Here is a 20,980-nt window from a genome sequence, read left to right as displayed (position 1 = left end):
CCTTCCCCTTCTCTCCTTCTTCCCTTTCTCTTCTTTCGGGCTACGGGGGTCCATGTGCATCCGATGGTGAAGCCCGCGCTCCGGCGCGGCTGGCGGGACCTCGACACCGTGCAGTTCGGGATGACCCCGGCGCACGCGCTCACGCTCGGCCCGGTCGACACAGCGACAGGCGGTTTCCTGGAACTGCTCAACGGCACCCGCGGCCTGCCGCTCCTGCGGGAGGAGGGCCGCCGCATGGACCTGCCGGAGGGCCATGTGGACCGCCTGGTGGAGCGGCTGGCCCGCGCGGGCCTGCTGGACGACGCCAGGGGCGGCGGCGCGGCGGCCGCGGCGCTTCGGCAGAAGAAGGAGGTCATGGACCGGTTGCGGCCCGATCTGGCCTCGCTCTCGCTGGTGGCGCGCGAGCCGGGCGAGGCGATCGACCGGCTGGCCGCCCGGCGCTGCCTGCGCGTGCGGGTGCGCGGCGCCGGCCGGGTGGGGGCGGTGCTGGCCGCCCTGCTGTCCGGAGCCGGGGTCGGTGAGGTCGACGTGCTCGACGGCGGCTGTGTCGAGCCGTGGGACGTCGCCCCGGGCGGACTGCCGGCCGAGGCGGTCGGCGAGCGCCGAGCCGAGGCGGCGCGCCGGGCCGTGCGCCGGGCGGCCCCGGACCGTCCGGCGCGCCGAGGCCCGCGGACGCCCCACGAGGAGGACGAGGTCGGGTACTCCCTGGTGATCCTCGCCCCGCGCGACGACATCGGCGTGCACGCTCCCGATCCGTCCGCGGCGGCCTCCCTGATCACGTCGGGGACCCCGCATCTGTACGCCGGGGTCGTCGAGGCCACCGGAGTGGTGGGCCCGCTGGTCCTGCCCGGCCGGACGAGCTGCGCCGAGTGTCTGCACCGGGGCCGCACGGACCGGGACGAGACGTGGCCGCGTCTGGTCGCCCAGTGGCGGTCGGGCAGACCGCGTCCTCCGCGCCCCTGCGACCTGGCCCTCGGCACGACCGTCGCCGGCCTGGCCGCGGCGCACGCGCTCGCCTTCCTGGACGGGGACACGCCCTCCAGCGCGGGCGCCCGCTGGGAGGTGTCCGCGCCCGGCTTGAACTGGCACGGTCGGCCGCTGTGGCCGCATCCGGCCTGCCCCTGCGGCGCGGCGCGCGAGACCGTGGCGGAAGACACCTCAAAAGAGGGCGAGCCACGCGCGACAATGGCTGGGCAACGGCCGTCACCGACGCCTTGCCGCCAGGCAGCTCGGGCGGCACGGCCGGCTGGGACTTGGAGGGCGCATGTCTGATCTTCCCCGGAAGGCGGTCACCCGGACCGCCAAGCTCGCCGCGCTCCCGCTCGGCTTCGCCGGGAGAGCGACGTGGGGGTTCGGCAAGAGGATCGTCGGGGAGTCCGCGGAACTCGTCGGCCGCGAGTTGCAGCAGCGCACCGCCGAGCAGTTGTTCAAGGTCCTCGGCGAGCTGAAGGGCGGGGCGATGAAGTTCGGGCAGGCCCTGTCCGTCTTCGAGTCGGCGCTGCCCGAGGAGGTCGCCGGCCCCTACCGGGCGGCGCTGACCAAGCTCCAGGAGGCCGCGCCGCCGATGCCGACGCGCACCGTGCACGCCGTGCTGGCGGAGCGGCTCGGGGAGGACTGGCGCGAGCTGTTCGTGGAGTTCGAGGACAAGCCGTCCGCGGCGGCCTCGATCGGGCAGGTGCACCGGGCGGTGTGGCACGACGGCCGCGAGGTGGCGGTCAAGGTGCAGTACCCCGGCGCCGGCGACGCCCTGCTGTCGGATCTCGCGCAGCTGAGCCGGTTCGCCCGCCTCCTGGGCCCGCTGATCCCCGGTATGGACATCAAGCCTCTGATCTCCGAGCTCAGGGACCGGGTCTCCGAGGAGCTGGACTACGGCCTGGAGGCCCAGGCGCAGCAGGCGCACGCGGAGGAGTTCACGGAGGACCCGGACGTGGTCGTCCCCGCGGTGGTCCACCAGAGCGAGCAGGTCCTGGTCACCGAGTGGATCGACGGCGTGCCGCTGTCGGAGGTGATCGCGGACGGCACCCGGGAGCAGCGCGACCGGGCCGGGCAGCTCCTCGCCCGGTTCCTGTTCTCCGGCCCGGCCCGCACCGGCCTGCTGCACGCCGATCCCCACCCCGGCAACTTCCGCCTGCTGCCCGGCGGCCCGGACGGCGAGGAGGACTGGCGGCTGGGCGTGCTGGACTTCGGCACCGTCGACCGGCTGCCCGGCGGCCTGCCGGCGCCGATCGGCGAGTCCCTGCGGATGACGCTGGACGGCGAGGCCGACGCGGTCTACGACATGCTGTGCGCGGAGGGATTCGTCAAGGACTCGATCGAGCTGGATCCGGAGGCGGTCCTCGACTACCTCCTGCCGATCATCGAACCCGCGCAGGCGGAGGAGTTCACCTTCACCCGGAGCTGGATGCGCGGCCAGGCGGCCCGTATCGCCGATCCCCGCTCACCCGCTTACCAGCTCGGCAAGCGGCTCAACCTGCCGCCGGCCTACCTGCTGATACACCGTGTGACGTTGAGCACTATCGGGGTGCTGTGCCAGCTCGGGGCCACCGTGCGGCTGCGGGACGAGCTGGAGGAGTGGCTGCCGGGCTTCGTCGCCGAGGCGGAGGAGGAAGAGGAGTCCGCCGTCGAGGCCTGAGGGCGGGGCCGACGGTTCACCACCAGGGTGAGTCGAGCCGGCCTTCGATCGAGCGGAGGTTCTCGCGGGAGCAGGCGTCGCAGAAGTAGCGGCGGACGCCGTTCTCCACGGAGCAGGTCCAGGTGGCCGGCGGGCCGTCGGCCGGGGTACCGCAGCGGGCGCACACCAGGGCCGGACTCCGCGGGGCGGAGCCGTCATGACCGCGGTCCTGGCCGCCGGATCCGTCCCGTCCCGCGTCCTCGCGCCCTGAGCCGGGACGGCCGGTGTCCGCTCGGCCCGAGCCAGTGCCGCCGGTGGGGCCGGTGTCCGCTCGGCCGGACGTCCTGTGGCCGGGGTCTTCGGAAAGACTCGTCACGCGGTGACGATACCGCCGTCCCCCATCGCGATGGGCGCAACGCACCGCGGGGGCCGGTCCGTTCGGCCGGACCGGCCCCCGCGACGGGTTCGCCTCCTACGGGGAGGCCACCGCTGCACAGCGTGTGCAGGTGGGTGGGATCAGTGCATGACCGCCATGGCGAGCGCGCGACGGGCGCGGCGCGAGGCGCGCTCGGCGCGGCGCTGCATCCGGCGGGCGGTCACCAGGCGCAGCGCGTGGCGCTCCGCCTCCACCTCCCGCAGTCGTTCGTGCATATGCGCACGTGCCATGGCTTCGGGGATGAGTTGCATCTCTCGGGTCCTGTTCTGACGCGAGTCGTTCGCGCCGGTGGTGGTGACGTCTTCGGTCGCGGAGCCTGCGGGCTCGCTGGTGGACGGCTTCATCGGGGCCTGCTTCTGGGGGTCTCGCGTGAGGGGGCGGTCGATCGTTCCTGCGGTGTTCATGCTGTGACCGGGTTCTTGCGCGGGCGGCCACGCGGCCGCTTGCGGGCGACGACGACACCCTGGACGAACAGCTCGCCACCCCAGACGCCCCAGGGCTCGCGCCGCTCCTTGGCGCCGGCGAGGCAGGCCTCCATCAGCGGGCAGGTGCGGCAGAGGGACTTGGCGTACTCCACGTCCGCCGGCGACTCGGCGAAGAAGACCTCCGGGTCGTAGGAGCGGCACGGGACGGGCACGCCGAGGTTCTCGATGGCGTCGTCGAGCGCGGTGAGCGCGGTGAGGGGGATCAAGGTCGGGTCCTCCGTGAGACCGGGCTTGGGGATCGTGTCGGAAGGCGGTACGGACGGGGCGTGCGCTTCGAGTTGCACGGTTCGTCTTCCTCGTCTGGTCGGTCCGGCCGGTGGGCCGGTTGTCGGCTGGGTACCGGGTCTTTTCTTGTCCCGAGGCCCCTTCGCTCCGTCCTCCCCGTTCGGGGAAAACAGAAGGGCCGCGGATCCCGGATGGGGTTCCGCGGCCCTGAAGGCGCCGGCCTGATCGGCGATCAGGCTGGATCACTCCAGGGTTCTGGCCCACGGAAGGCCCACATCAGGTGGTGCTGCGTCGTCTGCTTCCGGTCGCCGGCACCGGCCGCCGTAAAGGCATAGGCATGCGCCTGTGCCGCTACTGCTTCCAGTGCCTTGGTCGGTCGCTCATTGCCCTCACGGACGGGAAGGCCCGAGAGAGGCAGGGAGGACTCCGGACGCACGGCGGGAATGCCGGACAGACCGGTGCCCTGGTCCGAGACGCCGAGCATGCACAGGGAGACGACCGAGCGATCGGTCAGTTTGGCGGTGCTGAAGAAGCTGCTCTTGATGCTGATCACTGGAATCGCCTCCTCTCGGCGTCTAGGGGGACTGGGACGGGCCAGTCCACGCGGATACGCAAGTACAGCACGGAATCAGGGCCTCAGGAAGGCCGCTGTTCCCGTGACCAAGAACCTATGGGGATTCCCGGGGCATGCGCAAACTATTTTTCCGACGAGTTCGCATCAGTCTTCGCCCCGCTCGCCCACGGGGTCCTGGCCTGCGCAGATGGCGAGAACATCGGCCCCGTGGCGGCGCAGCTTGCGCATCCCGACGCCGGGGATGCGCGCGAGCTCGCGCTCGTCGTCGGGAACGGCCTCGGCGATGGCCATCAGCGTCCTGTCGGTGAAGACGCAGAAGGCGGGCTGCCCGCTGCGCCGCGCCTGTTCCTGACGCCATTCGCGCAGCCGCTCGTACAGGCCCTCGTCCATGTCGGAGGGGCAGTCGTCGCAGCGCATCAGCTTCATCTCGCCGGCGTCGGTGAGCGTCCGGCCGCACACCCGGCACCGCGCCGGAGTCCGCTGCGTCCGCCGCGGGACGGCCGCCGCGGGGCTCGTCCGTCCGGCGGGCGTTCCCGTCCCGCGTTCGATGCCTCCGGAGGCGGCCGCCGCCGCGCGGGCGGACCTGGCGGCCGAACCGGGGCGCAGCCCGTCGAGGAACCTGCTGGGGCGGCGGTTGGGGCGGCCTCCGGGCGACCGGGCCAGCGCCCAGGACACGTGCAGGCGCTCGCGGGCGCGGGTGACGCCGACGTAGAGCAGGCGGCGCTCCTCCTCGACCTGCTCGTCGGTCCTGGCGTAGGTGATCGGCATCATTCCCTCGGCGACGCCGACCAGGAAGACGACGTCCCACTCCAGGCCCTTGGCCGAGTGCAGCGAGGCGAGGGTGACGCCCTGGACGGTGGGCGCGTGCTGGGAGCCGGCCCGCTCGTCGAGCTCGGCCACCAGGTCGCCGAGGGTGGCGCCGGGTCGGGCGGCGGCGAAGTCCCGGGCCAGGTTCACCAGCGCCGCGAGCGACTCCCAGCGCTCCCTGACGGCGCCGGAGCCGGCCGGGGGCTGCGGCGTCCAGCCCTCGCCCGAGAGCACGGCGCGCACCTGCGAGGGCAGGTCTACGGCGTCGTCGAGAAGGGAGTCGTTGCCGCCGAAACGGGCCGCGCCGCGCAGGGCGACGCCCGCCTTGCGCACCTCGGGCCGGTCGAAGAAGCGCTCGGCTCCGCGCAGCTGATAGGGCACGCCGGCGTCCGCGAGGGCCTGCTCGTAGGTCTCGGACTGGGCGTTGGTGCGGAAGAGGATCGCGATCTCGCTCGCCGGAACGCCGGAGTCGAGCAGGTCGCGGATGCGGCGGGCGGCGCCCTCGGCCTCGGCGGGCTCGTCGGTGTACTCGGTGTACTCGGGCTCCGGGCCGGCGGGGCGCTGGGAGACCAGTTCCAGCCGGTGGTCGGCGGCGCGGCCACGGGCCTGGCCGAGCAGCCCGTTGGCCAGTCGGACGACCTGCGGAGTGGAGCGGTAGTCGCGCACCAGCTTGACGACGGTGGCGCCGGGATGACGGACCCGGAAGTCGAGGAGGTGGTCGGGGGTTGCTCCTGTGAACGAGTAGATCGTCTGGCTGGCGTCGCCGACCACGCACAGGTCGTCCCGGTCCCCCAGCCACAACTCCAGCAGGCGCTGCTGCAGCGGGCTGACGTCCTGGTACTCGTCCACCACGAAGTGCTGGTACTGGGCGCGGACCTGTTCGGCGATGTCGCGCCGGTCCTGGAGGACGGCGACGGTCAGCAGCAGGACGTCCTCGAAGTCGATGACCGAGCGGTCCCGCTTCAGGTCCTCGTAGACGGAGTAGAGCTGGGCGACCTCGGCCGGGTCACGCGGCGTCGCACGGCCGGCCTTCGCGGCTGCGAGGGCGTAGTCGGCGGGGACGGTCTGGGTGACCTTGGACCATTCGATCTCCGCGGTGACGTCCCGCAGCTCGCCCCGGTCCAGCCGGACGCGGCAGGCGGCGGCCGCGTCCGCGACGAGCTGGATCTTGCGGTCGACGAGCCGGGGCAGGCTGCCACCGATCGCTTTCGGCCAGAAGTACTGCAGCTGGCGCAGCGCGGCCGAGTGGAAGGTGCGGGCCTGCACCCCCTGCGCGCCGAGCTGGCGCAGCCGGCCGCGCATCTCGCCCGCCGCACGGTTGGTGAAGGTGACCGCGAGCACGCTGGAGGGCTGGAGGATGCCGGCGCGCACTCCGTAGGCGATGCGGTGGGTGATGGCGCGGGTCTTGCCGGTTCCGGCGCCCGCCAGCACGCACACCGGTCCCTGCAGCGCGGTGGCCACCTCGCGCTGCTCCGGGTCGAGCCCGTCCAGCACGGCGTCGGCGGAGTCCGGTACCGGCGGGAAGAGAGGGGAGTGCGTTGCTGCTGTCACACAGCCATGCTGCCAGGTCGCTGGAGACGGGCGAGCCGGTTGTCCACAGGCGGGCCCTTGCGGTCGTACTGATGCGACAGTCATCACGTCCGCCGGTCACGCACCGCCGGTCGGTCCGATACCCCCAGTGGGAATGACGGGCCCATGGCGTACGTTCCTCCACTGCGACCACTACGTCCCCGACCCGCCGAAGGAGCGCGAGAGACATGCCGGGCACCGTGACGATGTACAGCACCACGTGGTGCGGCTACTGCCGCCGGCTGAAGAGCCAGATGGACCGCGAAGGCATCGCGTACACCGAGATCAACATCGAGCAGGACCCGGAGTCCGCGGCCTTCGTCGAGAAGGCGAACGGCGGGAACCAGACGGTTCCCACCGTGCTCTTCGACGACGGTTCGACGCTGACGAACCCGTCGCTGGCGCAGGTCAAGCAGAAGATCGGCGTCTGAGTCCGGACGTTCTCAGACCGCGCGTGAGGGCGGCCCCCGTGATGTCGGGGGCCGCCCTCACGCGTGTGTCACGGTCTCAGACCATGCTCCTGGTCGGCAGCGGCTTGCCGTACCACAGTTCGATGAGCCGGGCCGCGATGGAGATGCCGTACGGCGGCAGGACCTCGCCGGACTCGAAGGCCGCCCGCAGTTCCTCGCGGGAGAACCAGCGGGCCTCGTGGATCTCGTCGCCGTCGACGTCGATCTCCGTGGAGGTGGCGTGCGCCATGAAGCCGAGCATGAGGCTGGAGGGGAACGGCCAGGGCTGGCTGGCCACGTACTCGACCTGGCCGACGGCGATGCCGACCTCCTCGTGGACCTCGCGGCGCACGGACTGCTCGATGGACTCGCCCGGCTCGACGAAACCGGCGAGCGTGGAGAAGCGGCCCTCGGGCCAGTGCACCTGGCGGCCGAGGAGGATGCGGTCCTCGTCGTCGGTGACCGCCATGATCACCGCCGGGTCGGTGCGCGGGTAGTGCTCGGCGCCGCAGGCCGGGCAGCGGCGGATGTGGCCGGCCGCGGCGATCACGGTGCGCTCGCCGCAGCGGGAGCAGAAGCGGTGCAGGCGCTGCCAGTTCTCCAGGGCCACCGCGTGGACCATCAGGCCCGCGTCGCGCGGCGACAGCAGCAGGCCCGCCTCGCGCAGTCCCGCCGCGCGGGCGGACTGGTCCATGCGGCCGGGCAGCGAGTCCTTCTGCAGTGCGAAGTAGCTGACGCCGTCCGCGTCCGTGCCGAGGAAGTAGCGGTGCGCCTCGGTGAGCGGGGCCTCGAAGGAGGGGGTCATGACGAGTTCGGTGCGGCCGTCGGGCGTCTCGTCGATGAGCGCCTGACCGCCGGAGACCACGAAGCAGCGGGTCGTGGGGTGGCTCCATGCCGCGGCGAGCCAGGCCTCGTCGAGCCGGTGGTGGGCGGCCCGGTCGACGCCGCTGGGCGCGGTGAGCGAGACGGGGCGGTCGGTGGTGTGGTCGGTCCAGGTGGTCACGGGTGCTTCCAACTCCCCCATTGCGACAACGGTTGTTTCGGCGGCGGTTCAACGGGACGTGGGACAGGCGTCGATCGGGTCCGGCGGGTCCTGAAGGGGCGCGGCGGCCCCTTCAGTGTGCTCCGCGCGGGACGGCGCCCCGGACGGTGGCCGCCTCTCAGGACGCCTCGCGCCAGTGCTCGGCGAGGTCGCCCCACAGGTACGCGCTGGTCTCGACGCCCTTGAACAGCAGGTCGAGCTCGACCTTCTCGTTCGGGGCGTGCCAGCCGTCGGAGGGGACGGAGATGCCCAGGAAGAGGACGGGCGCGCCGAGGACCTCCTGGAGGTCGGCGGCCGGGCCGGAGCCTCCCTCACGGGTGAAGCGGACGGGTGCGCCGAAGGCGCGGCCCATGGCCCGGACGACGGACTGCAGGGCGGGGTGGTCCAGCGGGGTCAGGCAGGGGCGCGTGGCCGAACCGAACACCGTTTCGTGCCGGATCCCGTCGGTCACGTTCTCGTCGACCCAGGCGCGGACGGTCTTCTCGACATGGTCGGGGTCCTGGCCCGCGACCAGCCGGAAGGACAGCTTGACCATCGCCGTGGCGGGGATGATCGTCTTGCTTCCGGGGCCCTGGTAGCCGCCGCCGATGCCGTTGACCTCGGCGGTGGGACGGGCCCAGACGCGCTCCAGGGTGGTGTGCCCGGCCTCGCCGTGGGCGACGCGGGACTTGGCGGTGCGCAGCCAGCGCTGCTCGTCGAAGGGGAGCTCCGCGAAGAGTTCGCGCTCGCGGTCGGTGAGCTCCACGACGCCGTCGTAGAAGCCGGGGATCGCCACGCGCGCGTGCTCGTCGTGCAGGGCGGCGACCAGGCGGGCGGCGGCGGTCGCCGGGTTGGGCACGGCGCCGCCGAAGGAGCCGGAGTGGATGTCCTGGTCGGGACCGGACAGCCGGATTTCGCACTCCGCGAGGCCGCGCATGCCGGTGCACACCGTCGGGGTGTCCTCGGACCACATACCGGTGTCGGAGACGATCACGGCGTCGGCGGCGAGCCGGTCCGCGTGGCTCTCCACGAGAGTGCGGAAGTGCGGGGAGCCGGACTCCTCCTCGCCCTCGATGAGCAGCTTCAGGTGGACGGCCGGGGCGGTGCGCCCGGTGGCGGCGAGGTGCGCGCGGACGCCGAGTGTGTGGAAGAACACCTGGCCCTTGTCGTCCGCGGCCCCGCGCGCGTACAGGCGGCCCTCGCGGAGGACCGGCTCGAAGGGCTCGCTGTCCCAGCCGTCCTCGCGGGCGGCCGGCTGCACGTCGTGGTGGCCGTAGACGAGGACGGTGGGGGCCTCGGGGTCCTCGGAGGGCCATTCGGCGAAGACGGCCGGTGCGCCGGCGGTCCGCCAGACCTCGGCGGTGGGGAAGCCGGTCTCCCTGAGCTTGGCGGCGAGCCAGTCGGCGCTGCGCCGTACGTCGGGCGCGTGATCGGGCTGGGCCGACACGGAGGGGATGCGGAGCCACTCGGCGAGGTCGTCGAGGAAGGCCCTGCGGTGCTGCTCGATGTACGTGCGGACGGCGCTGTCCGGGGTCTGACTCATGCTCCCGAGCCTATCGGCACTCGGTGCCATCCCGTTCGGGCGGTTCGTCACACTGCCGCCCGCCTCCGGTCTCCCCGAGCAGCAGCCGCTCCAGCGCGGCCCGGTCCGGCAGACCGTCCGGACGGACGACCTCACCGGTGCGCACGTACACGAACGCGGCCGTGACGCGCTCCAGGGGGACGCCGTGCTGCTCGGCCCAGGCCAGCCGGTACACCGCGAGCTGGAGCGGGTCGGCGGTGCGGGAGCGGTTCGTCTTCCAGTCCACGATCTCGTACGTCGCCTCGCCGCCGTCGCCCTCCTGGTAGACGGCGTCGATACGGCCCCGTACGACCCGGCCGGCGATCGCCAGCTGGAAGGCGGCCTCGACGCACAGGGGTGTGCGGTGCGCGTACGCGGTGCGCTCGAAGGCGTCCTTCAGGGTCTCCAGGTCGCGTTCGTCGGCGATCTCGGCGTCGGAGCCGGGCAGCTCCTCGGGCTCCAGCATGGGCAGCGTGAGCGCCTCGAAGCGCGTCTCCACCCAGGCGTGGAAGCGGGTGCCGCGGCGTGCCGCGGGCCGCGGAGGGCTCGGCATGGGCCGGGCGAGCTCCCGCGCGAAGGCGTCCGGGTCGGCGGCCAGGCGCAGCACCTGCGACGCGGTCAGGGTCGTCGGCAGGGGCACGTCGGTCACGCTCTGCCGCGCTCGCCGGAGCTCTCCGGCGAGCGCGTCGAGGTCGCGGTCCCAGGAGGCGACGGTGCGGGCCTCCTCCGGGCTCAGGGGGGCGGTCCGGCCGGGCCGCTCGGGCTCGGGGGCCGCGCGGTGCCGGTCCGGTGGCGTCGCCTGGCGCGGGATCGCCGGGCGGTCGCCGCTCCAGGAGTCCCAGTCGTCGGGGGCGTCCTCGGGGACGAGGGCTTCGTGGGCGTAAGGGGGCTCGTGGGCGTAAGGGGCCTCGTCGGCGTGAGGAGGTTCGCCGTAGGGGTGATCGTCGTAGGGGGGCTCGTCGTGAGGCGGCTCGCCGTAGAAGGGATCGTCGTCCTCCGGGGGCGGCGGCCAGTCGGGGTCGTCGTACGCGTCGGGGGCGGCGTGCGGACCGGAGTCCTCGTGCGGTCCCGGACCGTGGACGGTCGCCGGGCGGTCGTCCGCGCGCGCGGCGAGGGCGTCCAGGTGGGCGTGGACGGTCGCGGCGGCGGCGCGGCGGCGGCGCAGGGCCGTCTCGTCCAGAGGCAGGGGCCAGACCTGGTCGGCCTCGGCCCGGTGCAGGGCCGGGTTCTCCTCGTCCTCCTCCGGTTCGTCCGCCCAGGCCTCGATCTCGCCGTGCCCGGCGGCGCAGTGCTCGTACAGCGCCTGGAGGAAGTCGGACGGACCGCGGGGTTTCTTCTGGGTGGGTCCCCACCAGTGGCCGGAGCCGAGCAGCAGGGAACGGGGGCGGGTGAAGGTGACGTAGCCGAGGCGGAGTTCCTCGGTGTGCTGGTGCTCCTTCATGGCCTCGTGGAAGGCCTTCATGCCCTTGGAGTCCCAGGCGTCGACGTCGGGGAGGGTGTCCGCGTCACCGCGCAGCTCGTGCGGCAGCACCTTGGCCTGAGCGGTCCACTTCTCACGGCCCTGGGCGCTGGGGAAGGTGCCCGTCACCAGGCCGGGGACGGCGACGACGTCCCATTCCAGGCCCTTGGACCTGTGCGCGGTGAGCACCTTGACGGTGTTCTCGCCGCCGGGCAGAGCGTTGTCGAGGCCCTTCTCGTACTGCGCCGCGGTGCGCAGGAACCCGAGGAACGCCAGGAGGGACGCCTCGCGCTCGTTGGCGGCGAAGGAGGCCGCGACGTCCAGGAAGTTCGACAGGGTCTCGCGGCGGCGGGCGGCCAGGGCGTGCGGGGACGCCGACAGCTCCACCTCCAGACCGGTGACGGCCAGGACGCGGTGCAGTACGTCCATGAGCGGGTCGGACAGCGAGCGGCGCAGGTCGCGCAGCTCGGCCGCGAGCCGGGCGAACCGCACCCGCGCCTCCGGGGAGAACGGCAGCCCGTCGTCGTCCCCGCGGCCGTCCAGCGGACTGTCCAGGAACGTGTCGAGGGCGTCGGCGAGCGAGACGACCTCGGCCGGGTCGACGCCTTCGACGGCCTCGGCGAGCCGGCGGTCGGGGTCGTCGTCGGTCGCGCGCGCGTGGGCGACGAGGAGCCTCGCCCGTCGTCCCAGGAGCGCGAGGTCGCGCGGGCCGATCCGCCAGCGCGGGCCGGTCAGCAGCCGCACCAGTGAGGCGTTGGCGCCCGGGTCCTGGAGGACCTCGCAGACGGCGACGAGGTCGGCCACCTCGGGCAGGTGCAGCAGCCCGGACAGGCCGACCACCTCGACGGGGACGTCCTTGGCGACCAGGGCGCCCTGGATCTCGGCGAAGTCGGTCGCCGTACGGCACAGGACGGCGATCTCGCCGGGCGCCTTCCCGGTCCGTACGAGGTGGGCGATCGAGTCGGCGAGCCACTCGATCTCCTCGGCGTGGGTGGGCAGCAGGGCGCAGCGCACCAGCCCGTCGCGCTCGGCTCCGGGGGCGGGGCGCAGGGCCGCCACGCCCGCGTGCATGGCGCGCAGGGGTTCGGCGAGGCCGTTGGCGAGGTCGAGGAGGCGGCCCCCGCTGCGGCGGTTCTCGCCGAGCGCCTGCCGGGTCGCCGGGCGGCCGTCGGCGTGCGCGAAGTGGTCGGGGAAGTCGTCGAGGTTGGCGACGGACGCGCCGCGCCAGCCGTAGATCGCCTGGCAGGGGTCGCCCACGGCGGTCACCGGGTGTCCGGTGCCGTCGCCGAAGAGACCCGCGAGCAGGATGCGCTGGGCGACCGAGGTGTCCTGGTACTCGTCGAGGAGGACGACCCGGAACTCCTCGCGCAGGAGCCGGCCGACCTCGGGGACCCGGGCGAGCCGTGCCGCCAGCGCGATCTGGTCGCCGAAGTCGAGCAGGTCCCGCTCGCGCTTGGCGGCCCGGTAGCGCAGCACCAGCTCGGCCAGGTCCCGGCGGGCGGCGGCCGTCTCGGGCACCTTGCGCAGGTCGGCGTTGGACAGCTTGGCACCCTCCAGGGCGCGCAGCAGTCCGCCGTCCCAGGCGCGCAGGTCCTCGGGGCGTACGAGGTGTTCGGCGAGCTCGGCGTCGAGGGCGAGGAGGTCGCTCACCAGGTCCGGGAAGGAACGGGTCAGCGCCGGGTAAGGGCCCGGCGCCTCGCGGAGCACCCGCGCTGCGAGCTGGTAGCGGGTGGCGTCGGCGAGGAGGCGGGTGGTGGGTTCGAGGCCGATGCGCAGACCGTGGTCGGTCAGCAGGCGGCCGGCGAAGGCGTGATAGGTGGAGATCACCGGCTCGCCCGGCGGGTGGTCCGGGTCGATGACGTCGGGGTCGGTGACGCCGGCCCTGATCAGCGCCTTGCGGACGCGCTCGGCGAGCTCGCCGGCGGCCTTGTTGGTGAAGGTGAGGCCGAGCACCTGTTCGGGGGCGACCTGGCCGGTGCCGACCAGCCAGACCACGCGGGCCGCCATCACGGTCGTCTTGCCGGACCCGGCGCCGGCCACGATCACCTGCGGGGCGGGCGGCGCGATGATGCAGGCCGTCTGCTCCGGGGTGAACGGAATCCCCAGCAGCTCCTTGAGCTGCTCGGGGTCGGTGATACGGGCGGGCACGTCGAAGAGGCTAGCGGCGGGGACTGACAACGCGTGCCCGATCGCCCCTCCGGGTCAGGAAAGACGCAGGTCGGCACCGGTGGTGCGGTTCGTCACGTGCCTCACTCGACGACCTGGCGTCCTTCCGGCCGGGCACTGCAGGAGGCCCGGAAGGCACAGTGCGCGCAGTGCTGGCCGGCGGTCGGTGCGAACCTCTCGTCGAGGACCTTCCCGGCGGCGGTCGCCAGCAGCTCGCCGACCCACTCCCCTTCCAGCGGCTCCTGTGCCTGCACCTTGGGCAGGCTGTCGCCGCCGTCCCGCTTGGCCGCTCCCTGGCGCAGCTGGACGAGTTCTGCCCCGCCCGGCTCGGGGCGCACGCCGTCGAATGCCTCGTCGACGGCGCCCTCACGGACGGCCAGCTGGTAGACGGCCAGCTGCGGGTGACGGGCCACCTCGGCCCCGGTGGGCGCCTGCTTGCCGGTCTTGAAGTCGACGACGTAGGCGCGGCCCTCGCCGTCCGCCTCGACCCGGTCCATGGAGCCGCGGATGCGCACCTGGTGCCCGCCCGCCGTCAGGGTCACGTCGAAGGTGTGCTCGCTGGCCACCGCGGTGCGGCCGGAGCGGTCCAGGACGTGCCACTCCAGGAAGCGTTCGAGCGCCACGCGCGCGTTGTCCCGCTCCTGCGCCGACTTCCAGGGCGCGTCGAAGGCGAGGGCGTTCCAGACCGTCTCCAGGCGCTCCATGAGGACCGCGAGGTCGGCGGGGCTGCGACCGGAGGCGACCTCGTCGGCCAGGACGTGCACCACGTTGCCGAACCCCTGGGCGGCGCTGGCGGGCGCGTCGGCCTTCACCTCGCGGCCGAGGAACCACTGCAGCGCACAGGTGTTGGCGAGCTGGTCGAGGGCGCTCCCGGAGAGCACGACGGGCTCGTCGCGGTCGCGCAGCGGCACCTTGCTCGCGGTCGGATCGTCCATCCCCCACCAGCGGTCGGGGTGGGCGGCGGGCACCAGCGGGCGGCCCTCGTCGTCGGCGAGCGCGGCGAGACGGGCCAGCCGACGGGCGGCGGCCTCCCTCAGGGTCTCGGACACGCCCGGGTCGACGGTCGTGGCGCGCAGCTCGGCGACCAGCGCCGCCACGGACAGCGGGCGGCGGGGGCGGCCGGTGACGTCCTGGGGCTCGACGCCGAGCTCGGTGAGGAAGCGGGAGGGCTGGTCCCCGTCCTCCGCGGGCGCCTTCACGGCGGTGACGACCAGCCGTTCACGCGCGCGCGTGACGGCCACGTAGAACAGCCGGCGTTCCTCCGCCAGCAGCGCGCCCGGGGTGAGCGGTTCGGCCAGGCCGTCGCGGCCGATGCGGTCGGCCTCCAGCAGGGAGCCACGGCGGCGCAGGTCCGGCCACAGGCCCTCCTGGACGCCCGCGACGACGACCAGCCGCCATTGCAGCCCCTTGGAGCGGTGCGCGGTCATCAGGCGCACCGCGTCGGGGCGTACGGCGCGCCGGGTGAGCGTGTCGGCGGCGATGTCCTGCGCCTCGATCTCCTCCAGGAAGTTCAGCGCGCCCCGGCCGCCGGTGCGCTCCTCGGCGCGGCCGGCGGTCGCGAACAGCGCGCACACGGCGTCCAGGTCCCGGTCGGCGTTGCGGCCCGCGGCGCCGCCGCGCCGCGCGGCCCGCTCCAGACGGCCGGGCCACGGCGTGCCCTCCCACAGGTCCCACAGCGCCTCCTCGGCGGTGCCGCCGCCCGCCAGGCGCTCCCTGGCCTTCCTCAGCAGCGCGCCCAGGCGCTGGGCGCCCCGCGCGTACGCCGGGTCGTGCGCGACCAGGCGCTCCGGTTCGGCCAGCGCGCGGGCGAGCAGTTCGTCCGAAGGGGGCGGCACGGGGTTGCCCGCCGCCCGTTCCTCCTCACGCAGCGCGCGGCCGAGGCGGCGCAGGTCGGCCGCGTCCATGCCGGCGAGCGGCGAGGCGAGGAGGGTGAGGGCGGTCTCGGTGTCGAGCCAGCAGGGGGCGGGGGCGTCGTCCTCCGCGTGCCCGGCCGCCGCACGCCCGTCCGCCGCTCGAGTCTCCGTGCGGCTGTCTGTCGCCTGAGCCTCCGTGTGCCGGTCCTTCGCTTCGGCCTCCGTACCTCCGTCTGCCGCGTGGGCTTCCGTGCTCCCGTCCGCCGTCCGGACCGCGGTGCGCCCGTCCGACGCTTCGGGCTCCGTCGGCTCGGGCTCCGTCGGCTCGGGCTCCGTCGGCTCGGGCTCCGTCGGCTCGGGCTCCGTCGGCTCGGGCTCCGTCGGCTCGGGCTCCGGGGGCTCGGCGGTCGTCCCGGACCGTCGCGCCGCCTCCGCCGTCGCCACCGCGCGCAGTGCCGTCAGCAGCGGGGCCACCGCCGGTTCGTGGCGCAGGGGGAGGTCGTCGCCGTCGATGTCCAGGGGGACGCCGGCCGACGTCAGGGCGCGCCGGAGGGTGGGTATGGTGCGGGCGCCGGCGCGCACCAGGACGGCCATCTCGCCCCACGGCACGCCGTCCTCCAGGTGGGCGCGGCGCAGGACGTCGGCGATGTTGTCCACCTCGGTGCCGGGCGTCGGGTACGTGTGGACCTCCACGCGACCGCCGTCCCGCTCCGGGACGAGCTCCCGATGGGCGCGGGCCTTGTCCGCCGGCAGGCGGGTGAGCGGCATGCGCTGGGCCAGCAGCCGGGACGCGCCCAGCAGCGCGGCCCCGGAGCGGCGCGAGGTGCGCAGCACCGCGACGGGCGCCGGAGCGCCGTCCGCGCGCGGGAACATCTGCGGGAACTGCAGGATGCCGTTCACGTCGGCGCCCCGGAACGCGTAGATCGACTGGTCGGGGTCGCCGAAGGCGAGCAGCGTCCGGCCGCCCCCGGCCAGCGCCCGCAGCAGCCGCACCTGGGCCGGATCGGTGTCCTGGTACTCGTCGACGTAGACCGCGTCGTACCGCGCGGCGAGCCGGTCGGCTACCTCTGGGCGGCGGGCGAGGAGCACCGCGCGGTGGACGAGTTCGGCGTAGTCGAGGACGCCCTGGAGGTCCAGGACGTCGAGGTACTCGGCGAGGAAGAGGGCCGCCGCCTGCCAGTCGGGGCGGCCGATGCGGCGCGCGAAGGCGGCCAGGGCGTCGGGGCCCAGACCGAGTTCACGGCTTCGGGCGAGGACCGCGCGGACCTCGTCGGCGAAGCCGCGGGTGGTCAGGCAGGCCCGCAGTTCGTCCGGCCAGCGCACGTGGGCGAGGCCCAGCCGCTCCAGGTCGGTCTGTCCCGCCAGGAGGCCGCGGACGGTGACGTCCTGTTCGGGGCCGGACAGCAGCCGCAGGGGCTCCACGAACAGCCCGCTGTCCTGATGGGCGCGGACCAGGGCGTAGCAGAACGAGTGGAAGGTGGTCGCCCGGGGCGCGTGTGCCGCCCCGGTGCGCAGCGCCATGCGGTCACGCAGTTCGACCGCCGCCTTGCGGCTGAACGTCAGCACCAGGATCCGCTCGGGGTCCTGGCCGCGGGCGACACGCCGGGCCACGGACTCGACGAGGGTGGTGGTCTTGCCGGTGCCCGGGCCCGCGAGGACGAGCAGCGGGCCGGCCTCGTGATCGACGACGGCGCGCTGGGCGGCGTCGAGGCGAGGGGGCTCGGGCACCTGGGGCGGGGTGCGCACCAGCCGGTAGGCGCCACGGTCTTCCTGCCGTACCTGGAGGTGCGGCAGGGGCCTGGTGGTGGAGGAGGAGCTCACGTGGTTCGCCGGTCCTGGTGGTGTGCTGGGGTCTGTCACTGCCGGCGCCGGGCGCCGTGGTCGCGGAGGCCGCCTCCGGGTGCGAAGGGGGCGGGGCCCGCGGGGTGCGGGAGGACACGCTCAGCCGACGCTACGCCGACGCCACCGCGGAAGCAGGGCTTCCCCTCGCCCTCCGTCCGCACCCGGGAGCGCTGCCGTCACGTGTGTCCCGCAATGCACGAACGTACGGCATCTCCGGCCCGTGCCCGGATTCGCCCGTACGGGCCACGGGCTCCCCTTCGGGCCGCCGGATGACGGAAGCTGTCAGGTGTGACCCTGCGCACGTCCGCCGCCGTCCCAGCGGGCCCGCCTCATGTCGATCCGGGGCAGGTGGCCCTCGGCCGTCCTGCTCGCCTCCTTCAGGGGCGTGCTCTCCGCGCGGTAGCGGTCGAGGGCCCGCAGCTCATGTCCCGGGAGCAGCCTGCCGTCGGCGCGTACGACCCGCCACCAGGGGACGGCTCCCCCGTAGAGGGCCATCACCCGGCCGACCTGGCGGGGCCCGCCCTCCTCCAGCCACTCGGCGACGTCCCCGTACGTCATGACGCGGCCCGGCGGGATCAGTTCGGCGACCTCCAGGACGCGCTCGGCGTACTCGGGCAGCTCCTCGGCATGCTCCGCGCCGTCGGCGCCCGCAGGGCTCACTTCGCTCATCCGACCCATCCTGCCGTACACCACCGACAGCGCGAGGGGCCGGGGAACGGGCGTGCCCGTCGCCGCCGCGCGACGCTTCGGGCAGACTGGCGGACCCCGCATCCGCACCCTGATGCCCCCGAGTGTCGGTCGGGCATGCCACCATCGTGCGGGCGGTGACCGGTGATACGAGACCAAGAAGAGAGCATGAAGCAGCAGGGTGTGCACCCCGACGGCGCGGAGGGCACCTCTGGGGTCTCGTCGCGTCCAGGTACGGACACGAACGGCGCATGTCGCGCGACCGGCGGCGACGGCGGCGACGACCGGGCCCGCACGGCCGGTCGGGACCACGAGGCCGCTGAGGACCGCGTGACCGGCGAGGACGGCGCGACCGAGCAGGACGGTACGACCGAGCAGGACCGCGCGGTCGGACAGGACGGCACGGTCGGACAGGGCCGCACGGCGGCCGGCCGGAAGGCGGGCGCGACCCGGCACCAGGAAGCGGCCGCGGCACCGCGGAAGCCGGACGACGGCTCGTCCGACGTGACCCACATCGACGAGGTGGAGGGCGACGAACCGCTGCTCCCCGCGCGCGTGCACCGCCCCTCGGACCTGATGCGGCTCCTCGTGGGCGTGCTCGCCATCGTCGTCCTGCTGGCGATCGCCGCGTTCGCGCACGGCACCACCTCGGGCCTCGAGCAGGACATCAACAAGGGCACCGGTCAGGCGCCGGACCTGCTCATCAAGATCGCCGGCCTGGTCTCCAGCATCGCGATCCTCCTGGTGCCGGTCGCCTTCGCGATCGAACGCCTGATCAAACGCGACGGCCTGCGCATCGCCGACGGCGTCCTCGCCGCGGTCCTCGCGCACGGGGTGACGCTCGCCACCGACCTGTGGGTGGCCAAGGCCGCCCCGCACTCGATCCAGGAGGCGCTCACCCAGCCCTCCCCCGGCGACCTCCACGCGCTGACCGACCCGGTGCACGGCTACCTCGCCCCGGTCATCGCGTACATGACCGCGGTGGGCATGTCCCGCAGACCGCGCTGGCGCTCGGTGCTGCTGATCGTGCTGCTGCTGGACGCCTTCTCGATGCTGGTCACCGGCTACACGACACCGTTCTCGATCATCCTGACGGTGCTGATCGGCTGGACCATCGCCTACGGCACCCTGTACGCGGTCGGCTCGCCGAACGTCCGGCCCACGGGACGGACGCTGATGGCGGGCCTGCGGACCGTCGGCTTCCACCCCGTCAGCGCGGCCCGCGAGGAACCGGCGGAGAGCGCCGCGGACGGCGGCGACCGCGGCCGGCGCTACTTCGTCACCCTGGAGGACGGCCCGCCTCTGGACGTCACGGTCGTCGACCGCGAACAGCAGGCACAAGGCTTCTTCTACCGGGCGTGGCGCAACCTCACCCTGCGCGGCTTCGCCACCCGCAGCAGCCTGCAGTCGCTGCGCCAGGCCCTGGAGCAGGAGGCGCTGCTCGCCTACGCGGCCATCGCGGCCGGCGCCAACGCGCCCAAGCTGATCGCGACCTCCGAGCTGGGCCCCGACGCGGTGATGCTGGTCTACGAGCACACCGGCGGGCACACCCTCGACTCGCTGGCCGACGAGGAGATCACCGACGAGTTGCTGCACCACACCTGGCAGCAGGTGCGCGCGCTGCAGTCGCGGCGCATCGCGCACCGCAGGCTGGCCGGTGACGCGATCGTGGTGGATCGTTCCGGCAGGGTGGTCCTCACCGATCTGCGCGGTGGCGAGATCGCGGCCGGCGACCTGCTGCTGCGCATGGACGTCGCACAGCTGGTGACGACGCTCGGCCTGCGGGTGGGCGCCGAGCGCGCCGTGGCCTCGGCCGTCGGTGTCCTCGGGCCCGACGCGGTCGCCGACTGCCTGCCCATGCTGCAGCCCATCGCGCTGACGCGCAGCACCCGCGCGACGCTGCGCAGACTGGCCCGGGAGCGGGCGCAGCGGGAGCGCGAGGCGGTCCTGGAGGCGTCCAGGCAGGCCAAGCAGGCCCGGCTGGAGCAGGCCGCGAACGAGGCCGGGCCGTCCGCGCCGGAGAAGCCCGACAAGCCGGACAAGAAGGCCGAGCGGGCCGAGGCACGCGCGGAGAAGCGGGCCCTCGACGAGGCGTTGGACGAGGCCCGCGAAGAGGACCTGCTGACGCAGATCCGTCACCAGGTGCTGCGGATCAGGCCGCAGGCGCCGGTCGAGCCTGCCCGGCTGGAGCGGATCCGGCCCCGCACCCTGATCAGTTTCATCGCGGGCGCCATCGGCGCCTACTACCTGCTCACCCAGCTCACGCACATCCAGTTCGGCACGCTCTTCGCGCACGCCCAGTGGGGCTGGCTGGTGGCGGCGGTGCTGTTCTCGGCCCTCAGTTACGTGGCCGCCGCGATGGCGCTGCTGGGCTTCGTGCCGGAGCGGGTGTCCTTCGTGCGGACCGTGGCGGCCCAGGTCGCCGGATCGTTCGTGAAGATCGTGGCGCCGGCGGCGGTCGGCGGCGTGGCCCTCAACACACGCTTCCTGCAGCGGTCCGGCGTACGGCCCGGACTGGCGGTGGCGAGCGTGGGCGCGTCGCAGCTGTTCGGGCTCGGCTGTCACATCCTGATGCTGCTGTCGTTCGGCTATCTCACCGGCACCGAGAAGACGCCGTCGCTGTCGCCGTCCCGGACGGTCATCGCGGGTCTGCTGACGGTCGCGGTGCTGGTGCTGGTGGTCACCTCCGTGCCGTTCCTGCGGAAGTTCGTCGTCACCCGCGTACGGTCCCTGTTCGCGGGCGTCGTGCCGCGCATGCTGGACGTGCTGCAGCGGCCGCAGAAGCTCGTCACGGGCATCGGCGGCATGCTGCTGCTCACGGCCTGCTTCGTGATGTGCCTGGACGCCTCCATCCGCGCCTTCGGCGACGAGTCGACCTCGCTGAGCATCGCCAGCGTCGCCGTCGTCTTCCTCGCCGGCAACGCCCTGGGCTCCGCCGCCCCGACCCCGGGCGGGGTGGGCGCGGTCGAGGCGACGCTGACGGTCGGCCTGATCGCCGTGGGCCTGCCCAAGGAGGTGGCCGCGCCGGCGGTGCTGATGTTCCGGCTGCTGACGCTGTGGCTGCCGGTGCTGCCGGGCTGGCTGGCCTTCAACCACCTCAGCCGCAAGGGGTTCCTCTAGGCCAGGGGTCCCCGAGCTTCCTGCCAGGAGGTCCGGGACGAGGACGCCTGCGTGCCGGGTAGCCCGGACGGCCCGCGTCCCGCGCGTCAGGCCCCCCACGGCGTGAGGATGAAGG

General features: G+C 73.8%; 14 protein-coding genes. 4 read left to right on the top strand and 10 right to left on the bottom strand.

Annotation, left to right across the window (positions count from 1 at the left end; genetic code table 11):
• The first annotated feature begins 54 nt into the window (after positions 1-54).
• Positions 55-1,272, top strand: a complete 1,218-nt coding sequence (locus ACH5A8_RS27400) for a TOMM precursor leader peptide-binding protein (protein ID WP_399006282.1) — start codon at positions 55-57, stop codon at positions 1,270-1,272.
• Complete coding sequence (locus tag ACH5A8_RS27395; protein ID WP_399006280.1) at positions 1,265-2,632, top strand: ABC1 kinase family protein; 1,368 nt, start codon at positions 1,265-1,267, stop codon at positions 2,630-2,632. The genes ACH5A8_RS27400 and ACH5A8_RS27395 overlap by 8 nt, the downstream gene beginning before the upstream one ends.
• Before the next feature lie 16 nt (positions 2,633-2,648).
• Here ACH5A8_RS27395 and ACH5A8_RS27390 read toward each other — a convergent pair whose 3' ends face one another.
• The 5 genes from ACH5A8_RS27390 to ACH5A8_RS27370 all read right to left on the bottom strand — a co-directional run bounded on the left by ACH5A8_RS27390 (position 2,649) and on the right by ACH5A8_RS27370 (position 6,773).
• Positions 2,649-2,987, bottom strand: coding sequence for a hypothetical protein (locus tag ACH5A8_RS27390; protein ID WP_399006598.1), 339 nt, complete (start codon positions 2,985-2,987; stop codon positions 2,649-2,651).
• Positions 2,988-3,127: 140 nt separating this feature from the next.
• The gene (locus tag ACH5A8_RS27385) at positions 3,128-3,451 is read right to left on the bottom strand and encodes a hypothetical protein (protein ID WP_399006278.1); all 324 of its coding nucleotides are present in this window, start codon (positions 3,449-3,451) and stop codon (positions 3,128-3,130) included.
• Complete coding sequence (locus ACH5A8_RS27380) at positions 3,448-3,816, bottom strand: WhiB family transcriptional regulator (RefSeq protein ID WP_030183342.1); 369 nt, start codon at positions 3,814-3,816, stop codon at positions 3,448-3,450. The genes ACH5A8_RS27385 and ACH5A8_RS27380 overlap by 4 nt, the downstream gene beginning before the upstream one ends.
• Before the next feature lie 173 nt (positions 3,817-3,989).
• On the bottom strand, positions 3,990-4,310 hold the full coding sequence (locus tag ACH5A8_RS27375) for a hypothetical protein (protein WP_399006276.1): 321 nt from the start codon (positions 4,308-4,310) through the stop codon (positions 3,990-3,992).
• Positions 4,311-4,475: 165 nt separating this feature from the next.
• The gene (locus tag ACH5A8_RS27370; protein WP_399006274.1) at positions 4,476-6,773 is read right to left on the bottom strand and encodes an ATP-dependent DNA helicase UvrD2; all 2,298 of its coding nucleotides are present in this window, start codon (positions 6,771-6,773) and stop codon (positions 4,476-4,478) included.
• Positions 6,774-6,895: 122 nt separating this feature from the next.
• Between ACH5A8_RS27370 and ACH5A8_RS27365 the strand changes: the two genes are divergently transcribed.
• Positions 6,896-7,138 (top strand): mycoredoxin, encoded by a 243-nt coding sequence (locus ACH5A8_RS27365; RefSeq protein WP_399006272.1) that lies wholly within the window; start codon positions 6,896-6,898, stop codon positions 7,136-7,138.
• 76 nt (positions 7,139-7,214) lie between these two features.
• Here ACH5A8_RS27365 and nudC read toward each other — a convergent pair whose 3' ends face one another.
• The 5 genes from nudC to ACH5A8_RS27340 form a co-directional block, all read right to left on the bottom strand.
• Positions 7,215-8,159 (bottom strand): NAD(+) diphosphatase, encoded by a 945-nt coding sequence (gene nudC, locus ACH5A8_RS27360; RefSeq protein WP_399006270.1) that lies wholly within the window; start codon positions 8,157-8,159, stop codon positions 7,215-7,217.
• Positions 8,160-8,316: 157 nt separating this feature from the next.
• Entirely contained in the window at positions 8,317-9,720 is a 1,404-nt protein-coding gene (locus ACH5A8_RS27355) for a dipeptidase (RefSeq protein ID WP_399006268.1), read from the bottom strand.
• Positions 9,721-9,730: 10 nt separating this feature from the next.
• Positions 9,731-13,345 (bottom strand): UvrD-helicase domain-containing protein, encoded by a 3,615-nt coding sequence (locus tag ACH5A8_RS27350; protein WP_399006266.1) that lies wholly within the window; start codon positions 13,343-13,345, stop codon positions 9,731-9,733.
• Positions 13,346-13,446: 101 nt separating this feature from the next.
• On the bottom strand, positions 13,447-17,037 hold the full coding sequence (locus tag ACH5A8_RS27345; protein WP_399006264.1) for an ATP-dependent helicase: 3,591 nt from the start codon (positions 17,035-17,037) through the stop codon (positions 13,447-13,449).
• A gap of 303 nt (positions 17,038-17,340) precedes the next feature.
• Positions 17,341-17,727, bottom strand: a complete 387-nt coding sequence (locus tag ACH5A8_RS27340) for an MGMT family protein (protein ID WP_399006262.1) — start codon at positions 17,725-17,727, stop codon at positions 17,341-17,343.
• A gap of 186 nt (positions 17,728-17,913) precedes the next feature.
• On the opposite strand from ACH5A8_RS27340, the gene ACH5A8_RS27335 reads away from it, so the two are divergent.
• Complete coding sequence (locus tag ACH5A8_RS27335; protein ID WP_399006260.1) at positions 17,914-20,865, top strand: lysylphosphatidylglycerol synthase domain-containing protein; 2,952 nt, start codon at positions 17,914-17,916, stop codon at positions 20,863-20,865.
• The last annotated feature ends 115 nt before the right edge of the window (positions 20,866-20,980 follow it).

The sequence above is a fragment of the Streptomyces sp. NPDC018610 genome (assembly GCF_044391765.1).
GTDB lineage: Bacteria > Actinomycetota > Actinomycetes > Streptomycetales > Streptomycetaceae > Streptomyces.
The sequence above is the reverse complement of the archived record's forward strand: the minus strand, read 5'-3'. Positions and strand labels throughout refer to the sequence as shown.

Coding starts and splice junctions, on each gene's coding strand:
- ACH5A8_RS27395 (WP_399006280.1), top strand. CDS start 1,265: ATGTCTGATCTTCCCCGGAAGGCGGTCACCCGGACCGCCAAGCTCGCC.
- ACH5A8_RS27385 (WP_399006278.1), bottom strand. CDS start 3,451: ATGAACACCGCAGGAACGATCGACCGCCCCCTCACGCGAGACCCCCAG.
- ACH5A8_RS27370 (WP_399006274.1), bottom strand. CDS start 6,773: ATGACTGTCGCATCAGTACGACCGCAAGGGCCCGCCTGTGGACAACCG.
- ACH5A8_RS27365 (WP_399006272.1), top strand. CDS start 6,896: ATGCCGGGCACCGTGACGATGTACAGCACCACGTGGTGCGGCTACTGC.
- ACH5A8_RS27355 (WP_399006268.1), bottom strand. CDS start 9,720: ATGAGTCAGACCCCGGACAGCGCCGTCCGCACGTACATCGAGCAGCAC.
- ACH5A8_RS27340 (WP_399006262.1), bottom strand. CDS start 17,727: ATGAGCGAAGTGAGCCCTGCGGGCGCCGACGGCGCGGAGCATGCCGAG.
- ACH5A8_RS27335 (WP_399006260.1), top strand. CDS start 17,914: ATGAAGCAGCAGGGTGTGCACCCCGACGGCGCGGAGGGCACCTCTGGG.